Source organism: Pseudomonas sp. PSE14 (assembly GCF_029203285.1).
In the GTDB taxonomy this organism is placed as follows: domain Bacteria; phylum Pseudomonadota; class Gammaproteobacteria; order Pseudomonadales; family Pseudomonadaceae; genus Pseudomonas.
This window is the reverse complement of the sequence record NZ_CP115669.1, coordinates 2274731-2297087: the sequence shown is the minus strand read 5'-3', so window position 1 is coordinate 2297087 and position 22357 is coordinate 2274731. Positions and strand designations below refer to the sequence as shown.

Sequence of the window (22357 nt, the reverse complement as noted above, 5' to 3'; positions counted from 1 at the left end):
TCAGGACTCGACGGCGCGTGCCGGAGCCTCGGCCGGCGCACGGTGCAGGCCGATGGCCCAGAGCACGCCACCGGTCAGCAGGACGATGGCCAGCGCCTCCACCGGGCTCGGCAGGCGCTGTTGGTGCAGGTAGGCGTAAGCGCAGGCGAACAGCGTCTCGAAGACGATCAACTGGCCGCCCAGGCTCATCGGCAGGCGACGGGTCGCGGCGTTCCACAGGCCGTTGGCCACCCAGGAGCCGAATACGGCGAGGAACAGCGACACCCAGAGGAAGGCCATCCAGCGCTCCGCCGCGATGCCGGTGGGCACCGCCTGCGGGGCAATCAGCACGCCCACGCCGGCCAGCACGATGGCCATGACGCCGGTGACCACGCCGATCAGCGTCGACCATTCGTGGCTGTTGAAGTGGCTGGCCTTCAGGTAGCGCGCGTTCGCCGTGGCGTACCAGGACCAGCAGGCCACTCCGCAGAAACCGCAGACGATACCGAGGATGCGCTCGCCCGGCGTGCTCCCGGAGGCCATCAGCGCGGTGGGGTCGAGGTTGATGCAGAGGATGCCCAGGGCCACCAGCGCCAGCGGGAATTTCATCCGCGACAGCGGCAGCGAGTCGTGCTCGGAACGGCTGCAATAGCTGATCGCCAGCGGCATGATGCCGTTGATCAGCGAGGCCGCCGCCACCCCGGCGAATTGCACCGCCGCCGAGAGCAGCGCGAAGTACAGCAGGTTGCCGGCCAGGGACAGGCGCACCAGCATCGACAGGTCCTCGCGGCTGATCCGGCGAAACAGGCCGACGGCGACCGGCAGCGCGATCAGCAGGGAAATGGCGCCGTACAGGGCGAAGCGCACGGAACTGATCAGCAGCGGGTTGAATTCCGGCACGAGCGACGGCGCGAGGATCACCCCGCCCCAGATAGCACCCGCCATGCCTGCATAGACCACCCCGCGCTTCATTACCCGTTACCCCTGTCAGTCGGAAATGCCGCCACGGTAGCGCCTGTGCTAGCGTCTGACCAAGGATAAATCCGCACCGAGACATTCCTCGCAGGAATGTCGCAAGACTTTCACCGGAGAGCCGTCATCAGCCGTTACCTGCGCACCCTGCCGCCCCTGGAAACCCTGATCACCTTCGAGGCTGTCGGCCGTTGCGGCAGCTTCACCCTGGCCGCCACCGAGCTGTTCCTCACCCAGAGCGCGGTGAGCAAGCAGATGCGCGCGCTGGAGGAGAGCCTCAAGGTGCCGCTGTTCGAGCGCAAGCCGCGCGGCGTCACCCTCACCGCTGCCGGCGCCGAGCTGCTGGGCACCGTGGACATGCTGCTCGACCGCCTGCAGCACAGCGTGCGGCGCATCCGCAACGTGCACCAGAGCAACGCCGTGTCGGTGCTGGCGACCCACGCGCTGGCGCAGTTCTGGCTGTTCCCCAAGCTGATCGAGTTCAACAAGGCGCACCCGGGTATCGCCGTGCACGTGCATGCGATCAACGAGATGGACGAGGCCAGCCTGGTGGACTTCGACCTCGGCATCCTCTACGGCGCCGGCGACTGGACCACGCTGAACAGCCAGTTCGTGCTGCCGGAGATCGTCTACCCGGTGGCGCGCCCAGACCTCGACGTCTCCGCCATCCGTACGCTGGAGCAACTGGCCGCGGCGCCCCTGGTGCAGCTCGACACCTCGGCCTGGAGCTGCCTGGACTGGCACGACTGGTTCGGCCACTTCGGCAAGGACTACCAGCCAGCGGAGAGCGACCCGGTGTTCAACCAGCTCACCCTCGCCTATCGCGCCGTGCAACAGGGCATGGGCATTGGCCTGGCGTGGAGCTTCATGGCCGACGAGGCGGTGGCCAAGGGCGAGATGCAGCGGGTGACCGACCACGCGTTGGTGACCGAGCGCGGCGAGTACCTGGTGTCGCTGCGGCATCGCCAGCTGTCGCCATCGGCGCAGCTGTTCCATGACTGGCTGCTGGCGTCGGTGGGTGCGGCCTCAGGCTGAGTCGGTCAGGCCGACGAAGCGGAAGCCGCCGCTCGCTTCCTTGCGCCTCTCCAACTCGCGCGCCTCCTCCCGCGTGGCGGTGGTGCGGAAGAGGATGTAGCAACGCTCTTCGAGAAAGGCCCGCCGTCCCGCCTCGCTCTTGAGGTCGTAACCCTCCGCTTTGGCGAAGAACAGGTGCTTGGTGAGGATCGACTGCTTGCTTTCAACATCCCGGGGATTGCTCCAGTCCCCGCCCGCCTTCAGTACCAGGCGGCTCTGGCGGGAACGGTAGTGCTGGGCCAGGCGCTTGCGCAGGTTCTTGCCGATGCCGACCTTCAGCGCCTGGCCATCCAGGGTATGGATTTCATAGAGGCCGGGCTCGGCGGGCACATGCAGGTCTATCTCGGCAAAGCGAATCCGGGTCATCTCGTCCATGGGCAAGCGTTCCTTGGTCAACGAGGGGCCAGGATACGCCACCGTCGCTCAGGCTTCGCCCTCCTCGTGCAGTCGCAGCACCACCAGCAGTTCCTCGCGCAGCCAGGGCGCCTCGATTTCCGGCAGGCGCTGGCGGATCTGCCGGGCGACCCAGCGCTGGCCACGTCCGATGAAGTCGAAACGCAGCGCCAGATCGTCGATGGCCATGGCGCTGGCATGGAAGTCGCCGATGCCGCTGTCCGGCTGCGCGCCCAGGCGCTCCAGGCAGGTACGCAGGCGCCGGCAGCTTTCCGCCTCGCCCTGGTGCAGGTGTTCCAGGCGGCGGCGCACGGCGGGCTCGTCGGTCTGCCGCAGGCTGTCGAGCATGACCCGCGCGCCGGCACGCTCGGCGCGCATCAGGGTCTGCAGCCAGTCGATGAGGTCGATGGTGATGGCGGACATGAAAGGTCCCTCGGTGATCGCGAAGGCCCATGCTAGACCGCCCGCAGGCGCGGATTTAAATGAATTGAATTGCACTGACGCAGCACTTTTTCGAATGCATCCGCCGCGTGCGCTACCTCGTCATTTCCGCCGCCACGCACGTCACCCTTGATCCTGAGCAAGGCGCGCCAGAGCGCTTGCGTGGCAGGCGCGGTGGTTTATATCAAAAATACTGCACTTAGGCTGCATTATTATTCGTTTGTTGCATCCATCCCGTCTGTTCAGACTGTTTCGGCTCCCCTGCGGCGAATTGCCTCCCACGACGCTCGCCCGTCCGCCCGTACCCCTTCGGCGGACAGGGAGCCGTCAGCCAACCGAAGTACGACGGAATCCAGATGGACAGCGCGATACCCCTCGATCAAGAAACGACCTACAACTACGACATCGTTCGCCGGTTCACCCTTACCACCCTGGGCTGGGGCATCCTCGGCATGCTCATGGGCGTATTCATCGCCGCCCAGCTGGTATGGCCGCAACTGAGCCTGGACATGCCCTGGACCAGCTTCGGGCGCATCCGGCCGATCCACACCAACCTGGTGATCTTCGCCTTCGGCGGCAGCGCGCTGTTCGCCACCTCCTTCTACGTGGTACAGCGCACCTGCCGGGTGCGGATCATCTCCGACGGCCTGGCCAACCTGCTGTTCTGGGGCTGGCAGGCGAGCCTGGTGGCGATGGTGGTGAGCTACCCGCTGGGCATCACCACCTCCAAGGAATACGCCGAGATGGAGTGGCCCATCGCCCTCTGGGTCACGGTGCTCTGGCTGGTGTACGCGTACCTGTTCTTCGGCACCATCGCCCGGCGCAAGGTGCGCCACATCTACGTGGGCAACTGGTTCTACGGCGCCTTCATCGTGGTTACCGGGATGGTCCACGTGGTCAATCACCTGGCGGTGCCGGTGACGCTGCTCAAGTCCTACCCGATCTACTCGGGCGCCACCGACGCCATGATCCAGTGGTGGTACGGCCACAGCGTGGTGGGTTTCATCCTCTCGGTGGGCTTCCTCGGCATGATGTACTACTACGTGCCCAAGCAGGCCGAGCGGCCGATCTATTCCTATCGCCTGTCCATCGTGCACTTCTGGGCGATCATCACCCTGTACATCTGGGCCGGTCCGCACCACCTGCACTACACCGCGCTGCCGGACTGGGCGCAATCGCTGGGCATGGTGATGTCGCTGATCCTCCTGGCGCCGAGCTGGGGCGGCATGATCAACGGCATGATGACCCTGTCCGGCGCCTGGCATAAGTTGCGCACCGACCCGATCCTGCGCTTCCTCGTGGTGTCGCTGGCCTTCTACGGCATGTCCACCTTCGAGGGGCCGATGATGGCGATCAAGACGGTGAATTCGCTGTCGCACTACACCGACTGGACCATCGGCCACGTGCATGCAGGCGCCCTGGGGTGGGTGGCGATGATTTCCATCGGCGCGCTCTACCACATGATCCCGAAGCTCTACGGCCGCGAGCAGATGCACAGCATCGGGCTGATCAACGCGCACTTCTGGATGGCCACCATCGGCACCGTGCTGTACATCGCCTCCATGTGGGTCAACGGCATCACCCAGGGCCTGATGTGGCGCGCGGTGAACGAGGACGGCACGCTGACCTACGCCTTCGTCGAAGCCCTGCAGGCCAGCCATCCGGGTTACATCGTGCGGCTGATCGGCGGCGCCACCTTCGCCAGCGGCATGCTGCTGATGGCCTGGAACACCTGGCTGACCGTGCGCGGTGGCAAGCCGGTGCGCCAGGGCACGCCGGCCACGGCCTGAGGAGTACGACGATGCTGCTGACGCTCATTGGCCTGCTGGCCTGTGCCGTGGCGTGCTGGCGCGCCTGCCGCGGCGAGACTTTCGAGCAGGCCGCGCTGCTGCCCTTCGCCGACGATCCGGAAGCCGCCCGACGCATGACCGCCGCCACCGGTCGGCGCTGCGAGCGGATCGTTGCGCCGCTGCCCGAACCCGGCCCGCTGGATCGCCTGCGGGCCTGAACTTCCCCCCAGGGATGGGGCCTCCCGCGTGCCGTTCGCGGCACCTTGCAGGGCTCTTGCCGCAAGAGCCCGTTTTTTTTCCGGACCTTCTTCCAATGCCCGCCCTGACCGGCTGGCGGCAGCGCGCCGCCACGTACCTTCCCGACATCCCCCACACCCGCCCTCATGAATGGCTGCGCGCATCAATCGGCGCCAGCCTGGCATTCCTGCTCAGCGCCATTACCTGCGGGTTGCTGTTCGGCTCCTCGGTGGCGCTGCATTTCGCCGGTCCCTGGGCGGCTTCGGCGATCCTGCTGTTCGCCGTCTCCTCCGGCGCCCTGGCCCAGCCCTGGTCGGTGATCGGCAGCTACCTGTGTGCCTCGCTGATGGCGCTGCTGATCGGCCTGTGGCTGCCCGCCGGGGTGGTCAGCGCCGCCCTGGCGCTGGGCCTGAGCCTGCTGCTGATGTACCCGCTGCGCTGCCTGCACCCGCCGGGCGGCGCACTGGCCTTCTGCATGGTCTTCGCCGCGCCGCTGCCCGGCGAGCCGGCCTGGATGGCGCCGCTGCCGGCCATCAGCGGCGGTCTCGGCCTGGTGCTGCTGGCGGTGCTGTTCAACAACCTCACGCGCATGCCCTACCCGCGTCGGCGCACGATCATCAAGGACGATCACCACACCCAGGACCCGGCACCCGGCGAGCGAGTCGGCATCCAGTCCGCCGACCTCGACCAGGCGCTGGACGAGGTCGGCGCCTTCGTCGACATCACCCGCGACGACCTCGAACGCATCGTCCGCAGCACCGAGCGCCACGCCCTGCGCCGCAGCATGGGCGACACCCGTGCGCGGCAGATGATGTCCCGCGACCTGGTCTGCGCCACGCCGGAAACCCCGGTACACCACGCCCTGCGCCTGCTGGTGAAGCATCACCTGAAGGCACTGCCGATCCTCGACGAGGAGCGCCGGCTGGTGGGCATCGTCAGCCTGATCGACCTGCTCGCCCCCAAGCGCGCGGGGCGCGGGTTCAAGCGACTGCTCGGCAGCCTCGGCCTGCGCCGCGACCGCGTGCTCGGCGAGCTGATGAGCAGCCCGGTGCTGCACGTCGACGCCGACGCCCATGCGGTGGAGCTGATCCCGCTGCTCTCCGACCGCGGCCTGCACTGCCTGCCGGTACTCGAACACGGCGAACTGGTGGGCGTGATCACCCAGACCGACCTGATCGCCGCCCTGCACCGCGACCTGCTCAGCCACCTGGGCTAGCCGCGCTTTCCGCTACACTGGCCGCCTGATTCGCGCAGACCCCGCCCATGGACATCGACCTGACCCGTACCTTCCTGGAAATCGTCCGCCACGGCAGCTTCGTCGCCGCCGCCGAACGCATGCACATCACCCAGACCGCCGTCACCGCGCGGGTACAGAAACTGGAAGCGCACCTCAACTGCACGCTGTTCGTGCGCAACCGCGCCGGCGCCCGCCTGACCCCGGACGGCGAGGCCTTCGTCACCTACGCCAACCAGATCCTGCAGACCTGGGAAGCCGCCCAGCGCGACCTGCCGTTGCCCGAGGGCTACCACAACGTGCTGCACATCGGCGGCGAGGTGAGCCTGTGCAACCCGCTGATGCTGCGCTGGGTCAGCCGCATCCGCCAGGTGATCGGCGACCACGCGGTGCGCGCCGAGATCGGCGACGGCCAGAGCCTGCTGCGCCAGCTGGAACTGGGCGTGCTGGACGCGGCGCTGGTCTACCACCCGACCTACTGGCCGGGCATGCAGGTGGAGCAGTTGCTGGAGGAAAAGCTGATCCTGGTGCGCGCGCAGAATCCGGAGCCTTACGTCTACATCGACTGGGGCGAAGGCTTCCGCCAACTGCATGACAGCGCCCTGCCGGAGCTGTCCAAGGCGCCGGTGTCGTTCAACCTCGGCCCGCTGGCCCTGCAGTACATCCTGGAGAACGGCGGTTCGGGCTACTTCCGCACGCGGGTGGTGCAGAGCTACCTGGACCGCAAGGTCTTGCGCCGCGTGCCCAAGGCGCCGGAGTTCAGCTACCCGACCTACCTGGTGTATTCCCGCGACCGCGATTCGCAGGCGCTGCAGCAGGCGTTCAGCCTGCTGCGCGAGGTGGTGGCGCAGGACCCGGACTGGTCGCAGCGCTGGGACCCGATGATCTGACGGACACTCCGTACGGCCGCTGGCAATACCGGCGCATTGCGCGAAAATTACCTGATACCCCTTCTCTGCGGTGCGCCCTGCGCACCGCCCGCGAGCACCGCCATGACCGACCTTCCCATCGAGCTGGTACAGACCGGCCCGGAACACATCGAGCTGATCCGCAACCTCTACCAGTTCTACGCCTACGAGTCCTCGGACTGGGAGCAGGAGGACGTGGAAGTGGACGGCCGTTTCTACATCCACGAGGAACACCTGGCGCGTTACTGGAGCGAGCCGGAATGGAGCGCCAACCTGATCCTCGTCGACGGCTTCATCGCCGGCTTCGTGCTGATCGAGGGCAGTGAACTGCCGGGCATCGACGCGCTGGAACTGGCGGACGTCTTCGTGCTGAAGAAATACCGTCGCAAGGGCGTCGGCCGGACGGTCGCCACCCGGGTACTGCTGGACAACCCCGGCCCCTGGCTGGTGCGCTACTACACCGGCGACGAGCTGGCGGCGGCATTCTGGAAAGCGGTGCTGGGCGCCCTGCCGCGCCCGGTAAAGCACATCGATCCGGGCGACGATCCGCAGCTGGCGAGTTTTTTCATCAATCCCTGGACACACTAAAAACCATCGGGCGGTTGTGCAGCAGGATCAATCTTCTGTCATTTCCGATCATTGAGCCGGTTCCGTGCGCGGTCGTATCGTCCTGTTCAAACGACAAGAGCGATCAGGAGGTATCCCATGTCCGCCCTCAACCTGAATACCCAGGCCGCCGCATCCCTGGAGCGCTGGCACCAGATGGTTGCCCGCAAGGACTTCTCCAACCTGCCGGAGCTGCTGGCGCCGAACATCGTGTTCCGCTCGCCCATGGCCCACACGCCCTACCCCGGCGCGCCGGTGGCCGCGACCATCCTCGGCACCGTGCTGCAGGTGTTCGGCGACTTCGTCTATCACCGCCAGCTGGCCACCGCCGATGGCCTGAGCGTGGTCCTGGAGTTCAGCGCCACGGTCAACGGCCGCGACCTCAAGGGCATCGACATGATCCGCTTCGACGAGGCCGGGAAGATCGTCGAATTCGAGGTGATGATCCGCCCCATGAGCGGCCTGCAAGCCCTCGGCGAGGAAATGGGTCGCCGCCTGGGCGCCTACCTCTCCGCCCAGAAGGCGCCGGCACACTGATCACCACGGCGGCAGCCGGCGCCCGCTAGCGCCGCTCCAGCATGAACTCGATGAACGCCCGCACCCGCGACGGCACATGCCGCGCGTGGGGGTAGATCAGCAGGAACGGGCGCGTGGTGCCGCCGTAGTCGCGCAGCACCTCCACCAGTTCGCCGGCTGCCAGCTCCGCCTGCACGGTGAAGCGATAGGCCTGCATCAGCCCGCCGCCATGCTTGACCAGGGTCGCGGTGGCCAGGTAGTCCTCCAGCACCGTGCAGTTGCCCGCGGTTTCCACTTCCACGGCCCGGCCATTGACCCGGAACGACCAGGGCACCCGCCGCCCGGTGCTGGGCAGGTCGTACTGGATGCAGTCATGGCCGGCGAGATCGTCCGGCGCCTGCGGCACGCCGGTGCGCTGCAGATACTCCGGAGTACCCACCACCACCAGCTCGGCATCTTCCAGGCGCCGCGCCACCAGGCTGGAATCCGCCGGCTCGCGGCCACGCACCGCCAGGTCATAGCCTTCGTCGGCGAAGTCGATGTTGCGGTTGCTGACGTGAATGTCCACGGTCACCTGCGGGTAGCGCCGGCGGAACTCCGGCAGCAGCGGCAGCAGGCGGTAATGCGCGTAGGGCGTCGGCACGCTGATGCGTAGCCGGCCGGACGGCACGCTCTGGCCGCCGGTGACCTCGCGCTCGGCATCCACCAATTGGCCCAGGGCCTGGCGGCACTGCTCGAAGTAGTTGCGCCCACCTTCGGTCAGGCGCATCTGCCGCGTGGTGCGGACGAACAGGCGCACGCCCAGGCGCTCTTCCAGGCGCGCCACCGAACGGCTTACCGCCGCCGGGGTGATGCCGGCCTCGTTGGCCGCGGCGGTGAAGCTGCCGGTTTCCGCGGCGAGGCAGAACAGCTCGATGCTGCCCAGTTGCAGGTCGTCGAAATGGCGAGTCATGGCGCTGACCAATTCATTACATGAGGTATCAATTCAAATGCCATGAGCCTCATTTTTCAAGCATCGTTTGCAGCCTAGATTGGCTTCCAAGACGCGGGCACACCGCCCCGCCTCACTTGAGGAGACTCAATCATGAGCAAGACCGTCATCGTCACCGGCGCTTCCAGCGGCCTGGGCTTCGCCATCGCCGAGGCTTACCTGGCACGCGGCTACAACGTGGTGGGCAACGCCCGCAGCCAAGCCCGCCTGCAGGAGGCCGCAAGCAAACTGGGCAACCCGGCCAACTTCCTGCCGGTGGAAGGCGACATCGCCAAACCGGAGACCGCCAGGCGCCTGTTCGCCCAGGCCATCGAGGCCTTCGGCAAGGTGGACATCCTGGTCAACAACGCCGGCATCTTCATCGCCAAACCGGTGACCGAGTACAGCGAGGCGGAGGTCGAGAGCATCGTCGACACCAACCTCAAGGGCTTCTTCTATCCGTCCCAGGCCGCCGCCCGGCACATGGCCGCCAACGGCTCGGGGCACATCGTCACCATCACCGCCGCCATTGCCATGCAGCCCAACGCCAAGGTGCCGGCGCTGCTGCCGGTGCTGATCAAGGGCGGTCTGAACAGCGCAGTGCGCGGCCTGGCCCTGGAGCTGGCGGGGTCCCAGGTGCAGGTCAACGCCGTGGCGCCGGGGATCATCCAGACCCCGATGCATGCCACCGACGAGCAGACCCGCGCCTTCCTCGGCGGCCTGGCGCCCACCGGCCGGATCGGCACGCCGCAGGACATCGTCGACGCCGTGCTCTACCTGACCGACTCGACTTTCGTCACCGGTGCCATCCTGAATGTCGACGGTGGTTCCACCACCGGCACCTGGTAAACCCGAGGAGAACCCGAAATGCCCTACGTGAACATCCAGGTCACCGATGAAGGGGTGACCGCCGAAGAACGCCGCCAGCTGATCGAAGGCGTGACCGAACTGCTGGAACGCGTGCTGAGAAAACCGCCGGCGAGCACCTTCGTGGTGATCCAGGAAATCCCCACCGACAGCTGGGGCGTGGGTGGGGAGACGGTCAAGGCGCTGCGGGCGCGGGAAAGGAAACCCGGTTGAAGCTGCGGGCACGCCGGGGGGCCGCCAGGTCCTCCGGCGATTGCCTTGCACCATAAGGGTGCTGCTAGGATCGCGGCATACCGTTTCGCCATCGCAGAGGCAAGGAATGCTCGCCGCGCTCAAGCGTTATCCGCTACAGGTCAATCTGCTGCTCTGCGCCACCTTCCTGCTGACCCTGGCGCGCGGCATCACCCTGCCCTACCTGGTCATCTACCTGTCGACGAACTTCGACCTGCCGGTCGACCGCATCGGCCTGGTCATGGGCGGCTCGCTGTTCGGCGGTGCGCTGCTGAGTCTCTACGGCGGCTACCTGATCGACCGCCTGCCGGGCTTCCGGCTGATCCTCGGCTTCGGCCTGTGCTTCGTCGCCGCCTTCCTCGGCATGCTGCTGACCCGGCAGTTGTGGCTGTTCTTCCTGTTCCTGCTCGGCTTCAACTTCGCCTATTCAGTCACCGACGTGGTGGTCAAGACCGTGTTCGGCCGCCTGCTCGCGGCGGGCGAACAGGGCCGCGCCTTCTCCATCCGCTACACCCTGATCAACCTCGCCTACGCCATCGGCCCCTTCATCGGCGCGGCGCTGGCCCATGTCAGCCAGAAACTGCCTTTCATCGTCTCGGCCGCACTTGGCGCCCTCTTCCTGCTGGCCTTCCTGCGCTACGGCGACCGCGACATGCGCCCGGCCGGGGGCACCGCGCCGCCGTCCTTCCTGGCGGTAATGAGCGTGCTGTCGAAGGACCATCGGCTGATGTACTTCACCCTTGGCGGGGTGTTCACCGCCGTGGTATTCGGCCAGTTCTCCGCCTACCTGTCGCAGTACCTGGTGACCACCGGCAGCGCGGAATACGCCTACCAGGTGATCCAGACGCTGCTGGGGGTCAACGCCGTCTCGGTGATCGCCCTCCAGTACCTGCTGGGCAAGCGCATCGACAACGACCATCTGCAGCGCTGGCTGCTGGTCGGGCTGGGCCTGTTCGTGCTGGGCATCGTCGGCTTCGGCCTGTCGCAGAACGTGGTGCACTGGGGGCTGGCGATGGTGGTGTTCACCCTCGGCGAGATCATCGTGATCCCCGCCGAGTACATGTTCATCGACCGCATCGCCCCGCCGCACCTGCGCGGTGTGTATTACGGCACGCAGAACCTGTCGAACCTCGGCGGCGCGGCCGGCCCGGTGCTGGTCGGCTTCGCCCTCAGCCTGTGGGCGCCGCACTGGGTGTTCGTGATGCTCGCCGGCTGCATCGTCAGCGGCGCCTTCTTCTACGTCGCCGGCGCCTCGCTGTCGCCGCCCCGGCCACGGGACTGACGGGGCGCCTTGCGCGGCTTCTCCGTCCGCCCGCGCGATGTGGTGCGGATGGCGACATTCATCAGCCGCTGGAACTTCGGACAGGCCAAGTGATCCGGCGCCGGGCACTCGGCGGCGTGGCGCAAGCTGTCGCGGATGGCGCTGAGCCGACGGATGCTGCGGTCCAGTTCCTCCGCCTTCTCCCGCAACCGTTCGCGATCGATCAGCGGCCGCGCGCCGCCGACGAAGATGGCGCCGATCTCCTCCAGGGAAAACCCCGCCTCCCGCCCAAGCGCGATCAGTGACAGGCGCGACAGCACCTCATCGCTGAACACCCGGCGCATGCCGTTGCGGCCGATGGAGCGGATCAGCCCCTTCTCCTCGTAGTAACGCAGGGTCGAAACCGGCAGGCCGGACCAGCGCGCCACCTGGCCGATGTCCATCTCTTTCATGCTTGACCTCAAGTCGACTTGAGTTGGAATGCTGTGTTGATCGGAGTTTCACCATACCCTTTCAGGAGACCTGTATGAACCCGGTCATCACCTTCGTGCTTCACAGTCTGCTCATCGGCATCGTTGCGACCCTCGTTATGGATGGCTGGACGCTGCTGCTCAAGCGCGTCTTCGGCGTCCCCGCGCTGGACTACGCCCTGGTCGGCCGCTGGGTCGGCCACATGCTCCACGGTCGCTTCCGCCATACCGCCATCGGCAAGGCCCCGGCCATCGCCGGTGAACGGGCGCTCGGCTGGCTCGCCCACTACCTGATCGGCATCGGTTTCGCCGGGGCGCTGCTGATACTGGCCGGCCCCGACTGGCTGTCCCGGCCCGGTCCGCTACCGGCGTTGCTATTCGGCCTGGTCACGGTCAGCCTGCCCTTCCTGGTGGTGTAACCCGCGCTGGGCATGGGCATCGCCGCGGCCAAGGCGCCCGATCCACGCAAGGCGCGGATCAAGAGCCTGGGCACGCACCTGGTGTTCGGCATCGGCCTGTATCTGGGCGCCTTGGTCAACGCCGCGCTGATGTCTAGCGCCGGTTGAGGCGCTGTAGCTCAACGGATTGCTCGAAAATCATCGGCGGCCTGAGGCGATAGAGTATCGATAGTGGCATCGTGGCGAGTGGCGAGTGGCGAGTGGCGAGTGGCGTCAACGCGACAGGCCGCTTCTGGCCGGTTCCGCGACAAGGCCCATCGGCAGGACCTCGCGAGAACCCGCCCTTTCATTGACCTGTTAGACCTGCAGCGAAGATCCAGGCCTCGATAATGGCAAGACCGCATGCGGCTGCGGCAACGTCCGTCAGCCCATCCAAGCCTCAACCGGGCGGCCTGCCGTGGAAGCGCCGCCTCAGGAGCCCATCATGCCAGGCAACCGAGCCCGCGCCCTGCGAGCCGTACGCTCCGCCTCGTTCAACAATGATGTGGTGGTCGAGCTGCTACGGGAAATCACTCCGCTGATCGATAGCCACGAACTGAGCCGTCGACTGCGCTGCGCAACCCGGCAACTCGAACGCGACGCCCACACCCTGGAAGACGTGTGGGAAGACATGCTCACTAACGGCGCCCGCGTTCCGCAGCGCCCGCATCCTCGCTGACGCCAGCGGGCGCGCCGGTTCACGCGTGCTGTATACCGGCACGCTTGAGCAGTTGCCGGCAGCGCTCCGACAGGTGCACCACGCGCAGCTGCTTGCCGGCCTTGGCATAGCGCTCGCGCAGGGTCTTCAGTGCGGCGATGGCCGAATAGTCGACGAAGCTCAAATGCGCGCAGTCCAGTGTGACCTGCTGCGGATCGCCCGCTGGATCGAACTGGTTGAGGAACGGTGTGGTGGAGGCGAAGAACAGCGTGCCGTGCACGCGATAGAGCCGGCTGCCGTCGACCTCGTCATGCACGTCGGCGTACAGCTCGCGGGCATGCTTCCAGGCAAAGTCCAGGGCGGCGATGACGATGCCGCAGAACACTGCGATCGCCAGGTCAGTGGCCACGGTGATCGCGGTCACCGCGATGATCACCAGCACATCGCTGGTCGGCACCTTGTTCAGCACCCGCAGCGAAGCCCAGGCGAAGGTCTGCTGCGACACCACGAACATCACGCCCACCAGCGCCGCCAGCGGGATGCGCTCGATCAGCGGCGAGAGGAACAGCACGAAGAGCAGGACCATCACCCCGGCCACCACGCCCGACAGCCGGCCCCGGCCGCCTGAGCTGAGGTTGATCACCGTCTGGCCGATCATGGCGCAGCCGCCCATGCCGCCGAACAGCCCGGAGACGATGTTGGCGCCGCCCAGCGCCACGCATTCGCGGTCGGGGAAGCCCCGACTTTCGGTGATCTCGTCGGTGAGGTTGAGGGTCAGCAGGGTTTCCAGGATGCCGACCATGGCCATGAGGAAGGCGTAGGGTGCGACGATCCGCAGGGTTTCCAGGTTCCACGGGATATCCGGCAGGGCGAACGGCGGCAGGCCGCCGGCGATGTGCGCCATGTCGCCCAGGGTGCGGGTCGGCAGGCCCAGCAGGTAGACCAGCAGCCCGACGCCGAGGATCGCCACCAGCGCCGGCGGCACCGCGCGGGTCAGCTTCGGCAACAGGTAGACCACCGCCATGGTCAGCGCCACCAGCCCCAGCATCAGGTACAACGGGATACCACTGAGCCAGTGCTCACCGTCCTTGAAATGCTCCATTTGCGCCAGCGCGATGACGATGGCCAGGCCGTTGACGAAGCCGAGCATCACCGGATGCGGCACCATCCGCACCAGCTTGCCCAGGCGCAACACGCCGAAGGCGACCATGACCAGGCCGCCCAGCAGCACCGTGGCCAGCAGGTACTGCACGCCGTGCTGCACCACCAAGGCGACTATCACCACCGCCATCGAACCGGCGGCGCCAGAGACCATGCCGGGACGGCCGCCGAACAGCGCGGTCAGAGTGCAGAGGATGAAGGCGCCGTACAGCCCCATCAGCGGGTTGAGGTGGGCGACCAGGGCAAAGGCGATGCACTCGGGCACCAGGGCGAAGGACGTGGTCAGTCCGGCCAGGACATCGGCACGCAGGCGGGCGGGTTTCATGGTTCGACTCGGGGTGGGACTGCGGAAAAGGCCGGCAATGGTACGCAAATGCCCCACGCCCGGCCACTCGCCATGCCCTGCGGTCGCAGGCATCCCCGGCAGCGACTCAGCGAGCGCACTTGCCGATCAGCTCTCCGGACCCCAGGGCCCGACTTCGACGATACGTCGGACAAAGATGCGCGGCTCGGGCATGACGGGCTCGTCGAGGGGCTCTCCCGAGAAACACCGCCAATGGTTGATCACCATGTCGTACCCCGAAAGCTGGCTGAAGGCCACGCCCGCCGAAAACCGGGGGTTGATGTCCATCAGCAGCGGGGTGCCGGCGTGCATCAGGAACTCGACGTTGATGCAACCATTCAGATCGAGGGCGCGGGCGACTTCGAGGGCCGCATCGGTCAGCGCCGGATCGTTCAGCATCCTGACGGTCATGCCGGCGCCGTTGGACGTCCGCATCAGTTCCTGCCTGGCCATGGCCGCCACGCGTCCGCTGGCGCGCTGGCGCACGACGTCCACCACACACACCTCGCCGTCGAGCAGCGGCTGCACGATATAGCCACGCTCGTCCAGCTTCCTGCGGAAGTAGACAAGGTCATGCACATCGTATATCCGCTCCAGCCCTTCGCTGCTCCGGCCACCGCGCGGCTTGGCGATCAACGGGAGGGTCAACCCCGTCGAGGGAAGCGCCTCCAGCCGCCAGGTGGGGATGGTGTGAATGAGCGGATCACTGCAGAACATCTCGAAGACGCGCCACTTGTCGCGAGCCAGGCGCAGGCTTTCCACCGGTGACATGCACAGTGTGATGCCAAGGCGGGAGAACGCCTCATGGTGCAGGACGAAGGCATCCACCTCGATGTCCGTCAGCGGCAGTACATGGGTTATCCGTTCGGATTCGCAGAGCGAAAGAATGCGTTCGACATAGGCCTGCGGGTCCCGCGCGGTGGGCACCTGGCACACGCTATCGAGCAAGGCCGAGGTGGCCGTCCATTCCTGCGGAACCGTGCTACTGCCCAGGATTCGCATGTGCGAACAGCGGCGCAACGAAGTGATTACCGCTTCTGCGGCGAAGGAACCAATGGCGGTGACGAGGAGCGTCGGGATCGATCCGTGGGGAGGTGACGTTTTCACGTCGAATTCCCGCCGCTGGCGCGTCGGGAAAACAGTGGAGCAGGGACACCCGTTTCCATCTCCAAGGCCTCGCATTGACTCTGCTGCCTTACCGCCGAATCACCCTCCTGGCCCTTTGTCCTGATGGGTTCAGCGTAGACCCTGGATGCATGGGCGACGGACCGGTCAGCGGAACCAGGTCCGGCATCGCCTGGCGGTCCGGCCCTACCCCGCCTGCGTCTGCACCAGCGCACCCTGCAGGAACAGCCGCTCCAGCACACTGGCCGAGCTGGAGCTGGCCGCCCGGCCGTAACGTTCGGCGTCGACCATGCCGTAGAGCATCGAGAGGAAGAGTTCGGTGAACACCGCGGCGGTGATGTCGATGCGGAACACGCCGTTCTGCTGGCCGCGCAGGAAGAAGGCGTCCACGGCGTCGATGTAGTAGCTCCAGCGCTCGGTGGCGGTCTCCACGTCGAGGCTTTCGGTGCGGAACTGGAATATCAGGAAGGCCAGCATGTCGCGATGCTTGAGGTGCTCGGCGATCAGCCGGCGCAGAGCGTCCAGCGACGGGTCCTGCTGCAGCTCGGCAGCCTCGAGGATCTTCCGGATCACCGAATGGCCGTAGCTCTCCAGCATCTGCACCAGGTTGTCGCGGGTGCCGCAGAAGCGATGCAACGTGGCCTTGCTCACCCCCGCCGATTCCGCCAGCTCCTTCAGTGTCGCCCGTGGGCGATCGACGATGGCCACGGCCAGCGCGTTGAGAAGGCGTTCATCGTGGGCAGTGAGTGTCATTCGTAGCCTCGGAACCGGATGTCGGGTTGTTTCGATGTTGGAAAGTCTCATTGTGCAGAAGAAGACCCTCCTTTTGAAAGGAGATGACACATTTTATACAAACAGGAAGCAAATGAGACAATATTGACTCATTTTAAATTTGAAAGGATCATACGCACCTTTCCAGTTAGACAGACCCGGGTGAATCATGGGCAGCGTGCGTGCAATAGGGATGATCAGTGCTTTGGTAGCGGCAATGGCGCTGGCCGGCTGCGGACCTTCGGGCGAGCCGGAAGCGGCCGCCGAGGTTGCCCGTCCGGTGGATGTGGTGGCGGTGGTCACCGAACCACTGGTGCTGACCTCGGAACTGCCCGGGCGCATCGAGCCCGTGCGGGTGGCCGAAGTCCGCGCGCGGGTGGCCGGCATCGTGTTGCAGAAGCGCTTTGCGGAAGGCGCCGATGTGAAGGCCGGCGACCTGCTGTTCCAGATCGACCCAGCGCCGCTGAAGGCCGCCGTGTCCCGCGCCGAGGGCGAACTGGCGCGTGCCCAGGCCACGCTGTATGAAGCGCAGGCGCGGGTCAAGCGTTACCAGCCGCTGGTGAAGATCGAAGCGGTCAGCCAGCAGGACTTCGACAGCGCCACCGCCGACATGCGCAGCGCCCAGGCGGCGGTGCGTTCGGCACAGGCGGACCTGGAAACCGCGCGGCTGAACCTGGGTTACGCCTCGGTCAAGGCGCCGATTTCCGGCCGCATCGGTCGTGCGCTGGTCACCGAGGGTGCGCTGGTCGGCCAGGGCGAGGCGACGCTGATGGCGCGCATCCAGCAGCTCGACCCGATCTACGCCGACTTCACCCAGCCGGTGGCCGACGCGCTGCGCCTGCGCGAGGCGCTCAAGGGCGGCGACCTGTCCGCCGGCCAGAGCCAGGCGCTGAGCATTCGCGTCGATGGCACCGACTACGAGCGTCAGGGCGAGTTGCTGTTCACCGATATCTCGGTGGACCGTGGCACCGGCCAGGTCTCGCTGCGCGGTAGCTTCGCCAACCCCGATGGTGTGCTGCTGCCGGGCATGTACGTGCGGGTCACCGCGCCCCAGGGCAGCGACGCCAAGGCGATTCTGGTGCCGCAGCGCGCCGTGCAGCGCGCCACCGACGGCAGCGCCCACGTGCTGGTGATCGGCGCCGACAGCCGCGTCGAGACTCGCCAGGTACAGACCGGCGCCATGCAGGGCGCACGCTGGCAGATCAGCCAGGGCCTGGCCAGCGGCGACCAGGTGATCGTCGGTGGCCTCACCGGCCTGCAGCCGGGCAGCAAGGTCGAACCGCGCCAGCCGCAGGAGCAACAGGCAGCCCGCCAGTAAGACCGGGCTCGCCGCGAGGAATATCCCATGTCCAAGTTCTTCATCTTGCGCCCCAACTTCGCGTGGGTGGTGGCGCTGTTCATTTCCCTGGCCGGCCTGCTGGTCATTCCGCTGCTGCCGGTGGCGCAGTACCCCAACGTGGCGCCGCCGCAGATCACAGTCACCGCCACCTACCCCGGCGCCTCCGCACAGGTGCTGGTGGACTCGGTCACCAGCGTGATCGAGGAAGAGCTCAACGGCGCCAAGGGCCTGCTCTACTTCGAATCCACCAGCAACTCCAACGGCACCGCCGAAGTGGTGGTCACCTTCCAGCCCGGCACCAATCCGGAGCTGGCCCAGGTGGACGTGCAGAACCGCCTGAAGAAGGCCGAGGCGCGCATGCCGCAACCGGTGCTCACCCAGGGCCTGGAGGTGGAGCAGACCAGCGCCGGCTTCCTGCTGATCTATGCGCTGAACTACAAGGAAGGTGCCCAGCGCAGCGATACCACCGCCCTGGGCGACTACGCCGCGCGCAACATCAACAACGAGCTGCGCCGCGTCTCCGGCGTCGGCAAGCTGCAGTTCTTCTCGTCCGAAGCGGCCATGCGCGTCTGGGTCGACCCGCAGAAGCTGGTGGGCTACGGCCTCTCCATCGATGACGTGAGCAACGCCATCCGCGGGCAGAACGTGCAGGTGCCGGCCGGCGCCTTCGGCAGCTCGCCGGGCAGCGCGGCCCAGGAAGTGACCGCGACCCTGGCGGTGAAAGGCACCCTGGACGATCCGGCGGAATTCGGCCGCATCGTGCTGCGCGCCAATCCCGACGGTTCCACCGTGAAACTGGCGGAAGTCGCGCGCCTGGAAGTGGGCAGCGAAAGCTACAACTTCGCCTCGCGCCTGAACGGCAAGCCGGCGGTGGCCGGCGCCATCCAGCTTTCCCCCGGCGCCAACGCACTGCAGACCGCCGCATTGGTGAAGGAGCGCCTGGCCGAGCTGTCGGTAAATTTCCCCGACGACGTCGAGTACTCGGTGCCCTACGACACCTCGCGCTTCGTCGACGTGGCCATCGAGAAGGTGATCCACACCCTGATCGAAGCCATGGTGCTGGTGTTCCTGGTGATGTTCCTGTTCCTGCAGAACGTCCGCTACACCCTGATCCCGGCCATCGTCGTGCCGGTGTGCCTGCTGGGCACGCTGACGATGATGTACCTGCTGGGCTTCTCGGTGAACATGATGACCATGTTCGGCATGGTGCTGGCCATCGGCATCCTGGTGGACGACGCCATCGTGGTGGTGGAGAACGTCGAGCGGATCATGGCCGAGGAAGGCCTCTCTCCCGCCGCCGCCACCGTCAAGGCGATGGGCCAGGTGTCCGGCGCGATCATCGGCATCACCCTGGTGCTCTCGGCGGTATTCATGCCGCTGGCGTTCATGGCCGGCTCGGTGGGTGTGATCTACCAGCAGTTCTCCCTGTCGCTGGCGGTGTCGATCCTGTTCTCCGGCTTCCTCGCCCTGACCTTCACCCCGGCGCTGTGCGCGACCCTGCTCAAGCCGGTCCCTGAAGGCCACCACGAGAAGCGCGGCTTCTTCGGCGCCTTCAACCGTGGCTTCGCGCGTCTGACCGCGCGCTACACCCGGCTCAACAGCGCGCTAGTCAAGCGTGCCGGGCGCTACATGCTGGTCTACGCCGGCATCATCGCCGTGCTCGGCTACACCTATGTGCGCCTGCCGGAGTCCTTCGTGCCGGTGGAAGACCAGGGCTACATGATCGTCGACATCCAGCTGCCGCCGGGCGCCACCCGTGCGCGCACCGACCTCACCGGCCAGGAGCTGGAGCGCTACCTGATGTCCCGCGAGGCGGTGGACTCGGTGTTCCTGGTGATGGGCTTCAGCTTCTCCGGCATGGGCGAGAACGCCGCGCTGTCCTTCCCGACCCTGAAGGATTGGTCCGTGCGCAGCGCCGAGCAGTCCGCCGACGCCGAAGCCGCGCTGACCAACGAGCGCTTCGCCGGCCTCAGCGACGGCGCGATCATGGCGGTCACCCCGCCGCCGATCGACGGCCTGGGCAACTCCGGCGGCTTCTCGCTGCGCCTGCAGGACCGCGCCGGCCTCGGCCGCGAGGCGCTGCTGGCGGCCCGCGACCAGTTGCTCGGGCAGGCCAACGGCAACCCGAAGATCCTCTACGCGATGATGGAAGGTCTCGCCGAGGCACCGCAGCTGCGCCTGGAAATCGACCGCGACAAGGCGCGCACCCTCGGGGTGAGCTTCGAGTCCATCAGCAGCGCGCTGTCCACCGCCTTCGGCTCGTCGGTGATCAACGACTTCGCCAACGCCGGCCGCCAGCAGCGCGTGGTGGTACAGGCCGAACAGGGCGAACGGATGACCCCGGAAGCCGTGCTCAAGCTCTACGTGCCCAACGCCAGCGGCGAGCTGGTGCCGCTGTCCGCCTTCGTCAGCACCCATTGGGAAGAAGGCCCGGTGCAACTGGTGCGCTACAACGGCTACCCGACCATCCGCATCGCCGGCGACGCCGCACCCGGCGTCAGTACCGGTGAAGCCATGGCCGAGATGCAGCGCCTGGTCGCCGAGCTGCCGGCCGGCATCAGCTACGAATGGACCGGCCTGTCCTACCAGGAGAAGGTCGCCAGCGGCCAGGCGAGCCAGCTGTTCGCCCTCGCCATCCTGGTGGTGTTCCTGCTGCTGGTGGCGCTCTACGAGAGCTGGGCGATCCCGCTGTCGGTAATGCTGATCGTGCCCATCGGCGCCCTCGGCGCGGTGCTCGCCGTGATGGTCGTGGGCCTGCCCAACGACGTGTACTTCAAGGTCGGCCTGATCACCATCATTGGCCTGGCGGCGAAGAACGCGATCCTCATCGTCGAGTTCGCCAAGGAACTCTGGGAGAAGGGCTACAGCCTGCGCGAGGCCGCCATCGAGGCTGCCCGCCTGCGCTTCCGCCCGATCATCATGACCTCCATGGCATTCATCCTCGGCGTGGTGCCGCTGACCATCGCCAGCGGCGCCGGCGCCGCCAGCCAGCGCGCCATCGGTACCGGGGTGATCGGCGGGATGCTCAGCGCCACGCTGCTGGGGGTGATCTTCGTGCCCATCTGCTTCGTCTGGCTGCTGTCACTGCTGCGCCGCAAGCCCAAACCCGCCCACCCATCCCTTGAGGCCACGGAGTGACCGCCATGCGCAAACCAGCCTTTACCCCCAGCGCCCTGCTGCTGGCGCTGGCCCCGCTCCTGCTGATAGCCGGCTGCTCGATGGCGCCCACCTATGAGCGCCCCGACGCGCCGGTGGCCGCGAACTGGAGCGGCCCTGCCGCGCAGCCTGGCCGCGCGGCCAGCAACCTGGACTGGCAGACCTTCATCGTCGACAGCGAGCTGCGCGACCTGGTGAACATCGCCCTGAACAACAACCGCTCGCTGCGCCAGACCCTGCTGGACATCGAGCAGGCCCGCGCGCAGTACCGCATCCAGCGCTCCGAGCGGGTGCCGGGCCTGAGCGCGTCGGCCAATGGCAACCGCCAGCGGCTGCCGGGTGACCTGTCCAGCAACGGAAGCTCCGGCGTGAGCAGCAGCTACCAGGTCGGCCTGTCACTGCCCGAGTACGAGCTGGACCTGTTCGGCCGGGTGAAGAGCCTGACCGACGCCGCCCTGGAGCAATACCTCGCCACCGAGGAAGCCGCGCGCAGTGCGCAGATCGCCCTGATCGCCGAAGTCAGCCAGGCCTACCTGAGCTACGACGGCGCCCAGCGTCGCCTGCTGCTGACCGAGCAGACTCTGGCCAGCCGCGAAGACTCCCTCGCGCTGATCGCCCAGCGCCGCTCGGCGGGCGCCGCCACCGCCCTGGACTACCAGGAGGCGCTGGGGCTGGTGGAACAATCCCGCGCCGAACAGGAAAGCAACGCGCGGCAGAAGCAGCAATCGCTCAATGCCCTGGTGCTGCTGCTCGGCACGCCGGACGCCGCCAGCCGCATCCCGCTGGTGTCGTTGGACAAGCCGATGCTGGTCCAGGACATCGCACCCGGCACGCCATCCGAGCTGATCGAACGGCGCCCGGACATCCGCGCCGCCGAGCACCAGCTCAAGGCGCGCAACGCCGACATCGGCGCGGCGCGGGCGGCGTTCTTCCCGCGCATCAGCCTGACCGGCAGCTTCGGCACCTCCAGCGCGGAAATGTCCGGGCTGTTCGACGGTGGTTCGCGCTCCTGGAACTTCGTGCCAACGCTGTCGCTGCCGATCTTCGATGCCGGCCGCAACAGCGCCAACCTGGACCTGGCCAAGGTACGCAAGGACTCCGCCGCGGCCGCCTACGAAGGCACCATCCAGACCGCCTTCCGCGAAGTGGCCGACGCGCTGGCCGCCACCGACACCCTGCGCCGCGAGGAAATCGCCCGCCGGGCGCTGGCCAACACCACCGAGGAGACGCTGAAGCTGGCCAAGGCACGCTACGAAGGCGGCGTGGACAGCCACCTGCGCTATCTGGACGCGCAGCGCAGCAACTTCATCAACGAGGCGGCCTACATCGAGACCAGCACCCAGCGGCAGATCGCCCTGGTCGACCTGTTCCGCGCCCTCGGCGGTGGCTGGGATGGCAAGCCGGTGGCGCAGCGCTGA

The 22357-nt window shown here is 66.9% G+C and carries 22 protein-coding genes and 1 pseudogene; 15 read left to right on the top strand and 8 right to left on the bottom strand.

Annotated elements, in window-relative coordinates; all coding sequences use genetic code 11:
* Positions 1-951, bottom strand: a complete 951-nt coding sequence (locus O6P39_RS10760; protein WP_275611325.1) for a DMT family transporter — start codon at positions 949-951, stop codon at positions 1-3.
* Between the two features lie 96 nt (positions 952-1047).
* Between O6P39_RS10760 and O6P39_RS10755 the strand changes: the two genes are divergently transcribed.
* Positions 1048-1986, top strand: coding sequence for a LysR substrate-binding domain-containing protein (locus O6P39_RS10755; protein ID WP_275611324.1), 939 nt, complete (start codon positions 1048-1050; stop codon positions 1984-1986).
* Here the strand turns inward: O6P39_RS10755 and O6P39_RS10750 are convergent.
* On the bottom strand, positions 1978-2400 hold the full coding sequence (locus tag O6P39_RS10750; RefSeq protein WP_275611323.1) for a hypothetical protein: 423 nt from the start codon (positions 2398-2400) through the stop codon (positions 1978-1980). The two genes, O6P39_RS10755 and O6P39_RS10750, sit on opposite strands and share 9 nt — an antisense overlap.
* A 48-nt stretch (positions 2401-2448) precedes the next feature.
* Positions 2449-2841: a DUF6306 domain-containing protein gene (locus O6P39_RS10745; RefSeq protein WP_275611322.1), complete on the bottom strand. Its 393-nt coding sequence runs from the start codon at positions 2839-2841 to the stop codon at positions 2449-2451.
* A gap of 374 nt (positions 2842-3215) precedes the next feature.
* Between O6P39_RS10745 and ccoN the strand changes: the two genes are divergently transcribed.
* From ccoN to O6P39_RS10715, 6 genes are all read left to right on the top strand, one after another.
* Positions 3216-4649, top strand: a complete 1434-nt coding sequence (gene ccoN / locus O6P39_RS10740) for a cytochrome-c oxidase, cbb3-type subunit I (RefSeq protein WP_275611321.1) — start codon at positions 3216-3218, stop codon at positions 4647-4649.
* An 11-nt stretch (positions 4650-4660) separates the two neighbouring features.
* Positions 4661-4867: a hypothetical protein gene (locus O6P39_RS10735; protein ID WP_275611320.1), complete on the top strand. Its 207-nt coding sequence runs from the start codon at positions 4661-4663 to the stop codon at positions 4865-4867.
* Positions 4868-4962: 95 nt separating this feature from the next.
* Positions 4963-6102, top strand: coding sequence for a CBS domain-containing protein (locus O6P39_RS10730; protein ID WP_275611319.1), 1140 nt, complete (start codon positions 4963-4965; stop codon positions 6100-6102).
* A gap of 47 nt (positions 6103-6149) precedes the next feature.
* On the top strand, positions 6150-7010 hold the full coding sequence (locus O6P39_RS10725) for a LysR family transcriptional regulator (protein ID WP_275611318.1): 861 nt from the start codon (positions 6150-6152) through the stop codon (positions 7008-7010).
* A gap of 102 nt (positions 7011-7112) precedes the next feature.
* The gene (locus O6P39_RS10720; RefSeq protein WP_275611317.1) at positions 7113-7616 is read left to right on the top strand and encodes a GNAT family N-acetyltransferase; all 504 of its coding nucleotides are present in this window, start codon (positions 7113-7115) and stop codon (positions 7614-7616) included.
* Between the two features lie 117 nt (positions 7617-7733).
* Positions 7734-8171 (top strand): nuclear transport factor 2 family protein, encoded by a 438-nt coding sequence (locus O6P39_RS10715; RefSeq protein ID WP_275611316.1) that lies wholly within the window; start codon positions 7734-7736, stop codon positions 8169-8171.
* 25 nt (positions 8172-8196) lie between these two features.
* On the opposite strand, the gene O6P39_RS10710 is transcribed toward O6P39_RS10715, so the two are convergent.
* Positions 8197-9102 (bottom strand): LysR family transcriptional regulator, encoded by a 906-nt coding sequence (locus tag O6P39_RS10710; protein ID WP_275611315.1) that lies wholly within the window; start codon positions 9100-9102, stop codon positions 8197-8199.
* 132 nt (positions 9103-9234) lie between these two features.
* Between O6P39_RS10710 and O6P39_RS10705 the strand changes: the two genes are divergently transcribed.
* The 3 genes from O6P39_RS10705 to O6P39_RS10695 all read left to right on the top strand — a co-directional run bounded on the left by O6P39_RS10705 (position 9235) and on the right by O6P39_RS10695 (position 11500).
* Positions 9235-9969, top strand: coding sequence for an SDR family oxidoreductase (locus O6P39_RS10705; protein WP_275611314.1), 735 nt, complete (start codon positions 9235-9237; stop codon positions 9967-9969).
* A gap of 18 nt (positions 9970-9987) precedes the next feature.
* On the top strand, positions 9988-10200 hold the full coding sequence (locus tag O6P39_RS10700) for a 4-oxalocrotonate tautomerase family protein (protein ID WP_275611313.1): 213 nt from the start codon (positions 9988-9990) through the stop codon (positions 10198-10200).
* Between the two features lie 106 nt (positions 10201-10306).
* Complete coding sequence (locus tag O6P39_RS10695; RefSeq protein ID WP_275611312.1) at positions 10307-11500, top strand: MFS transporter; 1194 nt, start codon at positions 10307-10309, stop codon at positions 11498-11500.
* Here O6P39_RS10695 and O6P39_RS10690 read toward each other — a convergent pair.
* Positions 11455-11931: a helix-turn-helix domain-containing protein gene (locus O6P39_RS10690; RefSeq protein ID WP_275611311.1), complete on the bottom strand. Its 477-nt coding sequence runs from the start codon at positions 11929-11931 to the stop codon at positions 11455-11457. The genes O6P39_RS10695 and O6P39_RS10690 overlap by 46 nt on opposite strands.
* 74 nt (positions 11932-12005) lie before the next feature.
* On the opposite strand from O6P39_RS10690, the pseudogene O6P39_RS10685 reads away from it, so the two are divergent.
* Both O6P39_RS10685 and O6P39_RS10680 read left to right on the top strand, forming a co-directional pair.
* Positions 12006-12515, top strand: a pseudogene (locus O6P39_RS10685) (DUF2938 domain-containing protein).
* Positions 12516-12831: 316 nt separating this feature from the next.
* Entirely contained in the window at positions 12832-13065 is a 234-nt protein-coding gene (locus O6P39_RS10680; protein WP_275611310.1) for a hypothetical protein, read from the top strand.
* Between the two features lie 19 nt (positions 13066-13084).
* Here O6P39_RS10680 and O6P39_RS10675 read toward each other — a convergent pair whose 3' ends face one another.
* The 3 genes from O6P39_RS10675 to O6P39_RS10665 form a co-directional block, all read right to left on the bottom strand.
* Positions 13085-14530 (bottom strand): SulP family inorganic anion transporter, encoded by a 1446-nt coding sequence (locus O6P39_RS10675; protein ID WP_275611309.1) that lies wholly within the window; start codon positions 14528-14530, stop codon positions 13085-13087.
* A gap of 126 nt (positions 14531-14656) precedes the next feature.
* A complete protein-coding gene (locus tag O6P39_RS10670; RefSeq protein ID WP_275611308.1) occupies positions 14657-15655 on the bottom strand; it encodes an ATP-grasp domain-containing protein in 999 nt (332 codons plus the stop codon).
* 204 nt (positions 15656-15859) lie between these two features.
* Complete coding sequence (locus O6P39_RS10665) at positions 15860-16426, bottom strand: transcriptional regulator (RefSeq protein WP_275611307.1); 567 nt, start codon at positions 16424-16426, stop codon at positions 15860-15862.
* Between the two features lie 187 nt (positions 16427-16613).
* Between O6P39_RS10665 and O6P39_RS10660 the strand changes: the two genes are divergently transcribed.
* From O6P39_RS10660 to O6P39_RS10650, 3 genes are read left to right on the top strand one after another with little or no spacing between them, the layout of a single operon-like run.
* Positions 16614-17762: a MexC family multidrug efflux RND transporter periplasmic adaptor subunit gene (locus O6P39_RS10660; RefSeq protein WP_275611306.1), complete on the top strand. Its 1149-nt coding sequence runs from the start codon at positions 16614-16616 to the stop codon at positions 17760-17762.
* Positions 17763-17789: 27 nt separating this feature from the next.
* The gene (locus O6P39_RS10655) at positions 17790-20921 is read left to right on the top strand and encodes an efflux RND transporter permease subunit (RefSeq protein WP_275611305.1); all 3132 of its coding nucleotides are present in this window, start codon (positions 17790-17792) and stop codon (positions 20919-20921) included.
* 5 nt (positions 20922-20926) lie between these two features.
* Positions 20927-22357, top strand: a complete 1431-nt coding sequence (locus O6P39_RS10650) for an efflux transporter outer membrane subunit (protein WP_275611304.1) — start codon at positions 20927-20929, stop codon at positions 22355-22357.

Coding starts and splice junctions, on each gene's coding strand:
- O6P39_RS10760 (WP_275611325.1), bottom strand. CDS start 951: ATGAAGCGCGGGGTGGTCTATGCAGGCATGGCGGGTGCTATCTGGGGC.
- O6P39_RS10755 (WP_275611324.1), top strand. CDS start 1,048: ATGTCGCAAGACTTTCACCGGAGAGCCGTCATCAGCCGTTACCTGCGC.
- O6P39_RS10750 (WP_275611323.1), bottom strand. CDS start 2,400: ATGGACGAGATGACCCGGATTCGCTTTGCCGAGATAGACCTGCATGTG.
- O6P39_RS10745 (WP_275611322.1), bottom strand. CDS start 2,841: ATGTCCGCCATCACCATCGACCTCATCGACTGGCTGCAGACCCTGATG.
- ccoN (WP_275611321.1), top strand. CDS start 3,216: ATGGACAGCGCGATACCCCTCGATCAAGAAACGACCTACAACTACGAC.
- O6P39_RS10735 (WP_275611320.1), top strand. CDS start 4,661: ATGCTGCTGACGCTCATTGGCCTGCTGGCCTGTGCCGTGGCGTGCTGG.
- O6P39_RS10730 (WP_275611319.1), top strand. CDS start 4,963: ATGCCCGCCCTGACCGGCTGGCGGCAGCGCGCCGCCACGTACCTTCCC.
- O6P39_RS10725 (WP_275611318.1), top strand. CDS start 6,150: ATGGACATCGACCTGACCCGTACCTTCCTGGAAATCGTCCGCCACGGC.
- O6P39_RS10720 (WP_275611317.1), top strand. CDS start 7,113: ATGACCGACCTTCCCATCGAGCTGGTACAGACCGGCCCGGAACACATC.
- O6P39_RS10715 (WP_275611316.1), top strand. CDS start 7,734: ATGTCCGCCCTCAACCTGAATACCCAGGCCGCCGCATCCCTGGAGCGC.
- O6P39_RS10710 (WP_275611315.1), bottom strand. CDS start 9,102: ATGACTCGCCATTTCGACGACCTGCAACTGGGCAGCATCGAGCTGTTC.
- O6P39_RS10705 (WP_275611314.1), top strand. CDS start 9,235: ATGAGCAAGACCGTCATCGTCACCGGCGCTTCCAGCGGCCTGGGCTTC.
- O6P39_RS10700 (WP_275611313.1), top strand. CDS start 9,988: ATGCCCTACGTGAACATCCAGGTCACCGATGAAGGGGTGACCGCCGAA.
- O6P39_RS10695 (WP_275611312.1), top strand. CDS start 10,307: ATGCTCGCCGCGCTCAAGCGTTATCCGCTACAGGTCAATCTGCTGCTC.
- O6P39_RS10690 (WP_275611311.1), bottom strand. CDS start 11,931: ATGAAAGAGATGGACATCGGCCAGGTGGCGCGCTGGTCCGGCCTGCCG.
- O6P39_RS10680 (WP_275611310.1), top strand. CDS start 12,832: ATGCCAGGCAACCGAGCCCGCGCCCTGCGAGCCGTACGCTCCGCCTCG.
- O6P39_RS10675 (WP_275611309.1), bottom strand. CDS start 14,530: ATGAAACCCGCCCGCCTGCGTGCCGATGTCCTGGCCGGACTGACCACG.
- O6P39_RS10665 (WP_275611307.1), bottom strand. CDS start 16,426: ATGACACTCACTGCCCACGATGAACGCCTTCTCAACGCGCTGGCCGTG.
- O6P39_RS10660 (WP_275611306.1), top strand. CDS start 16,614: ATGGGCAGCGTGCGTGCAATAGGGATGATCAGTGCTTTGGTAGCGGCA.
- O6P39_RS10655 (WP_275611305.1), top strand. CDS start 17,790: ATGTCCAAGTTCTTCATCTTGCGCCCCAACTTCGCGTGGGTGGTGGCG.
- O6P39_RS10650 (WP_275611304.1), top strand. CDS start 20,927: ATGCGCAAACCAGCCTTTACCCCCAGCGCCCTGCTGCTGGCGCTGGCC.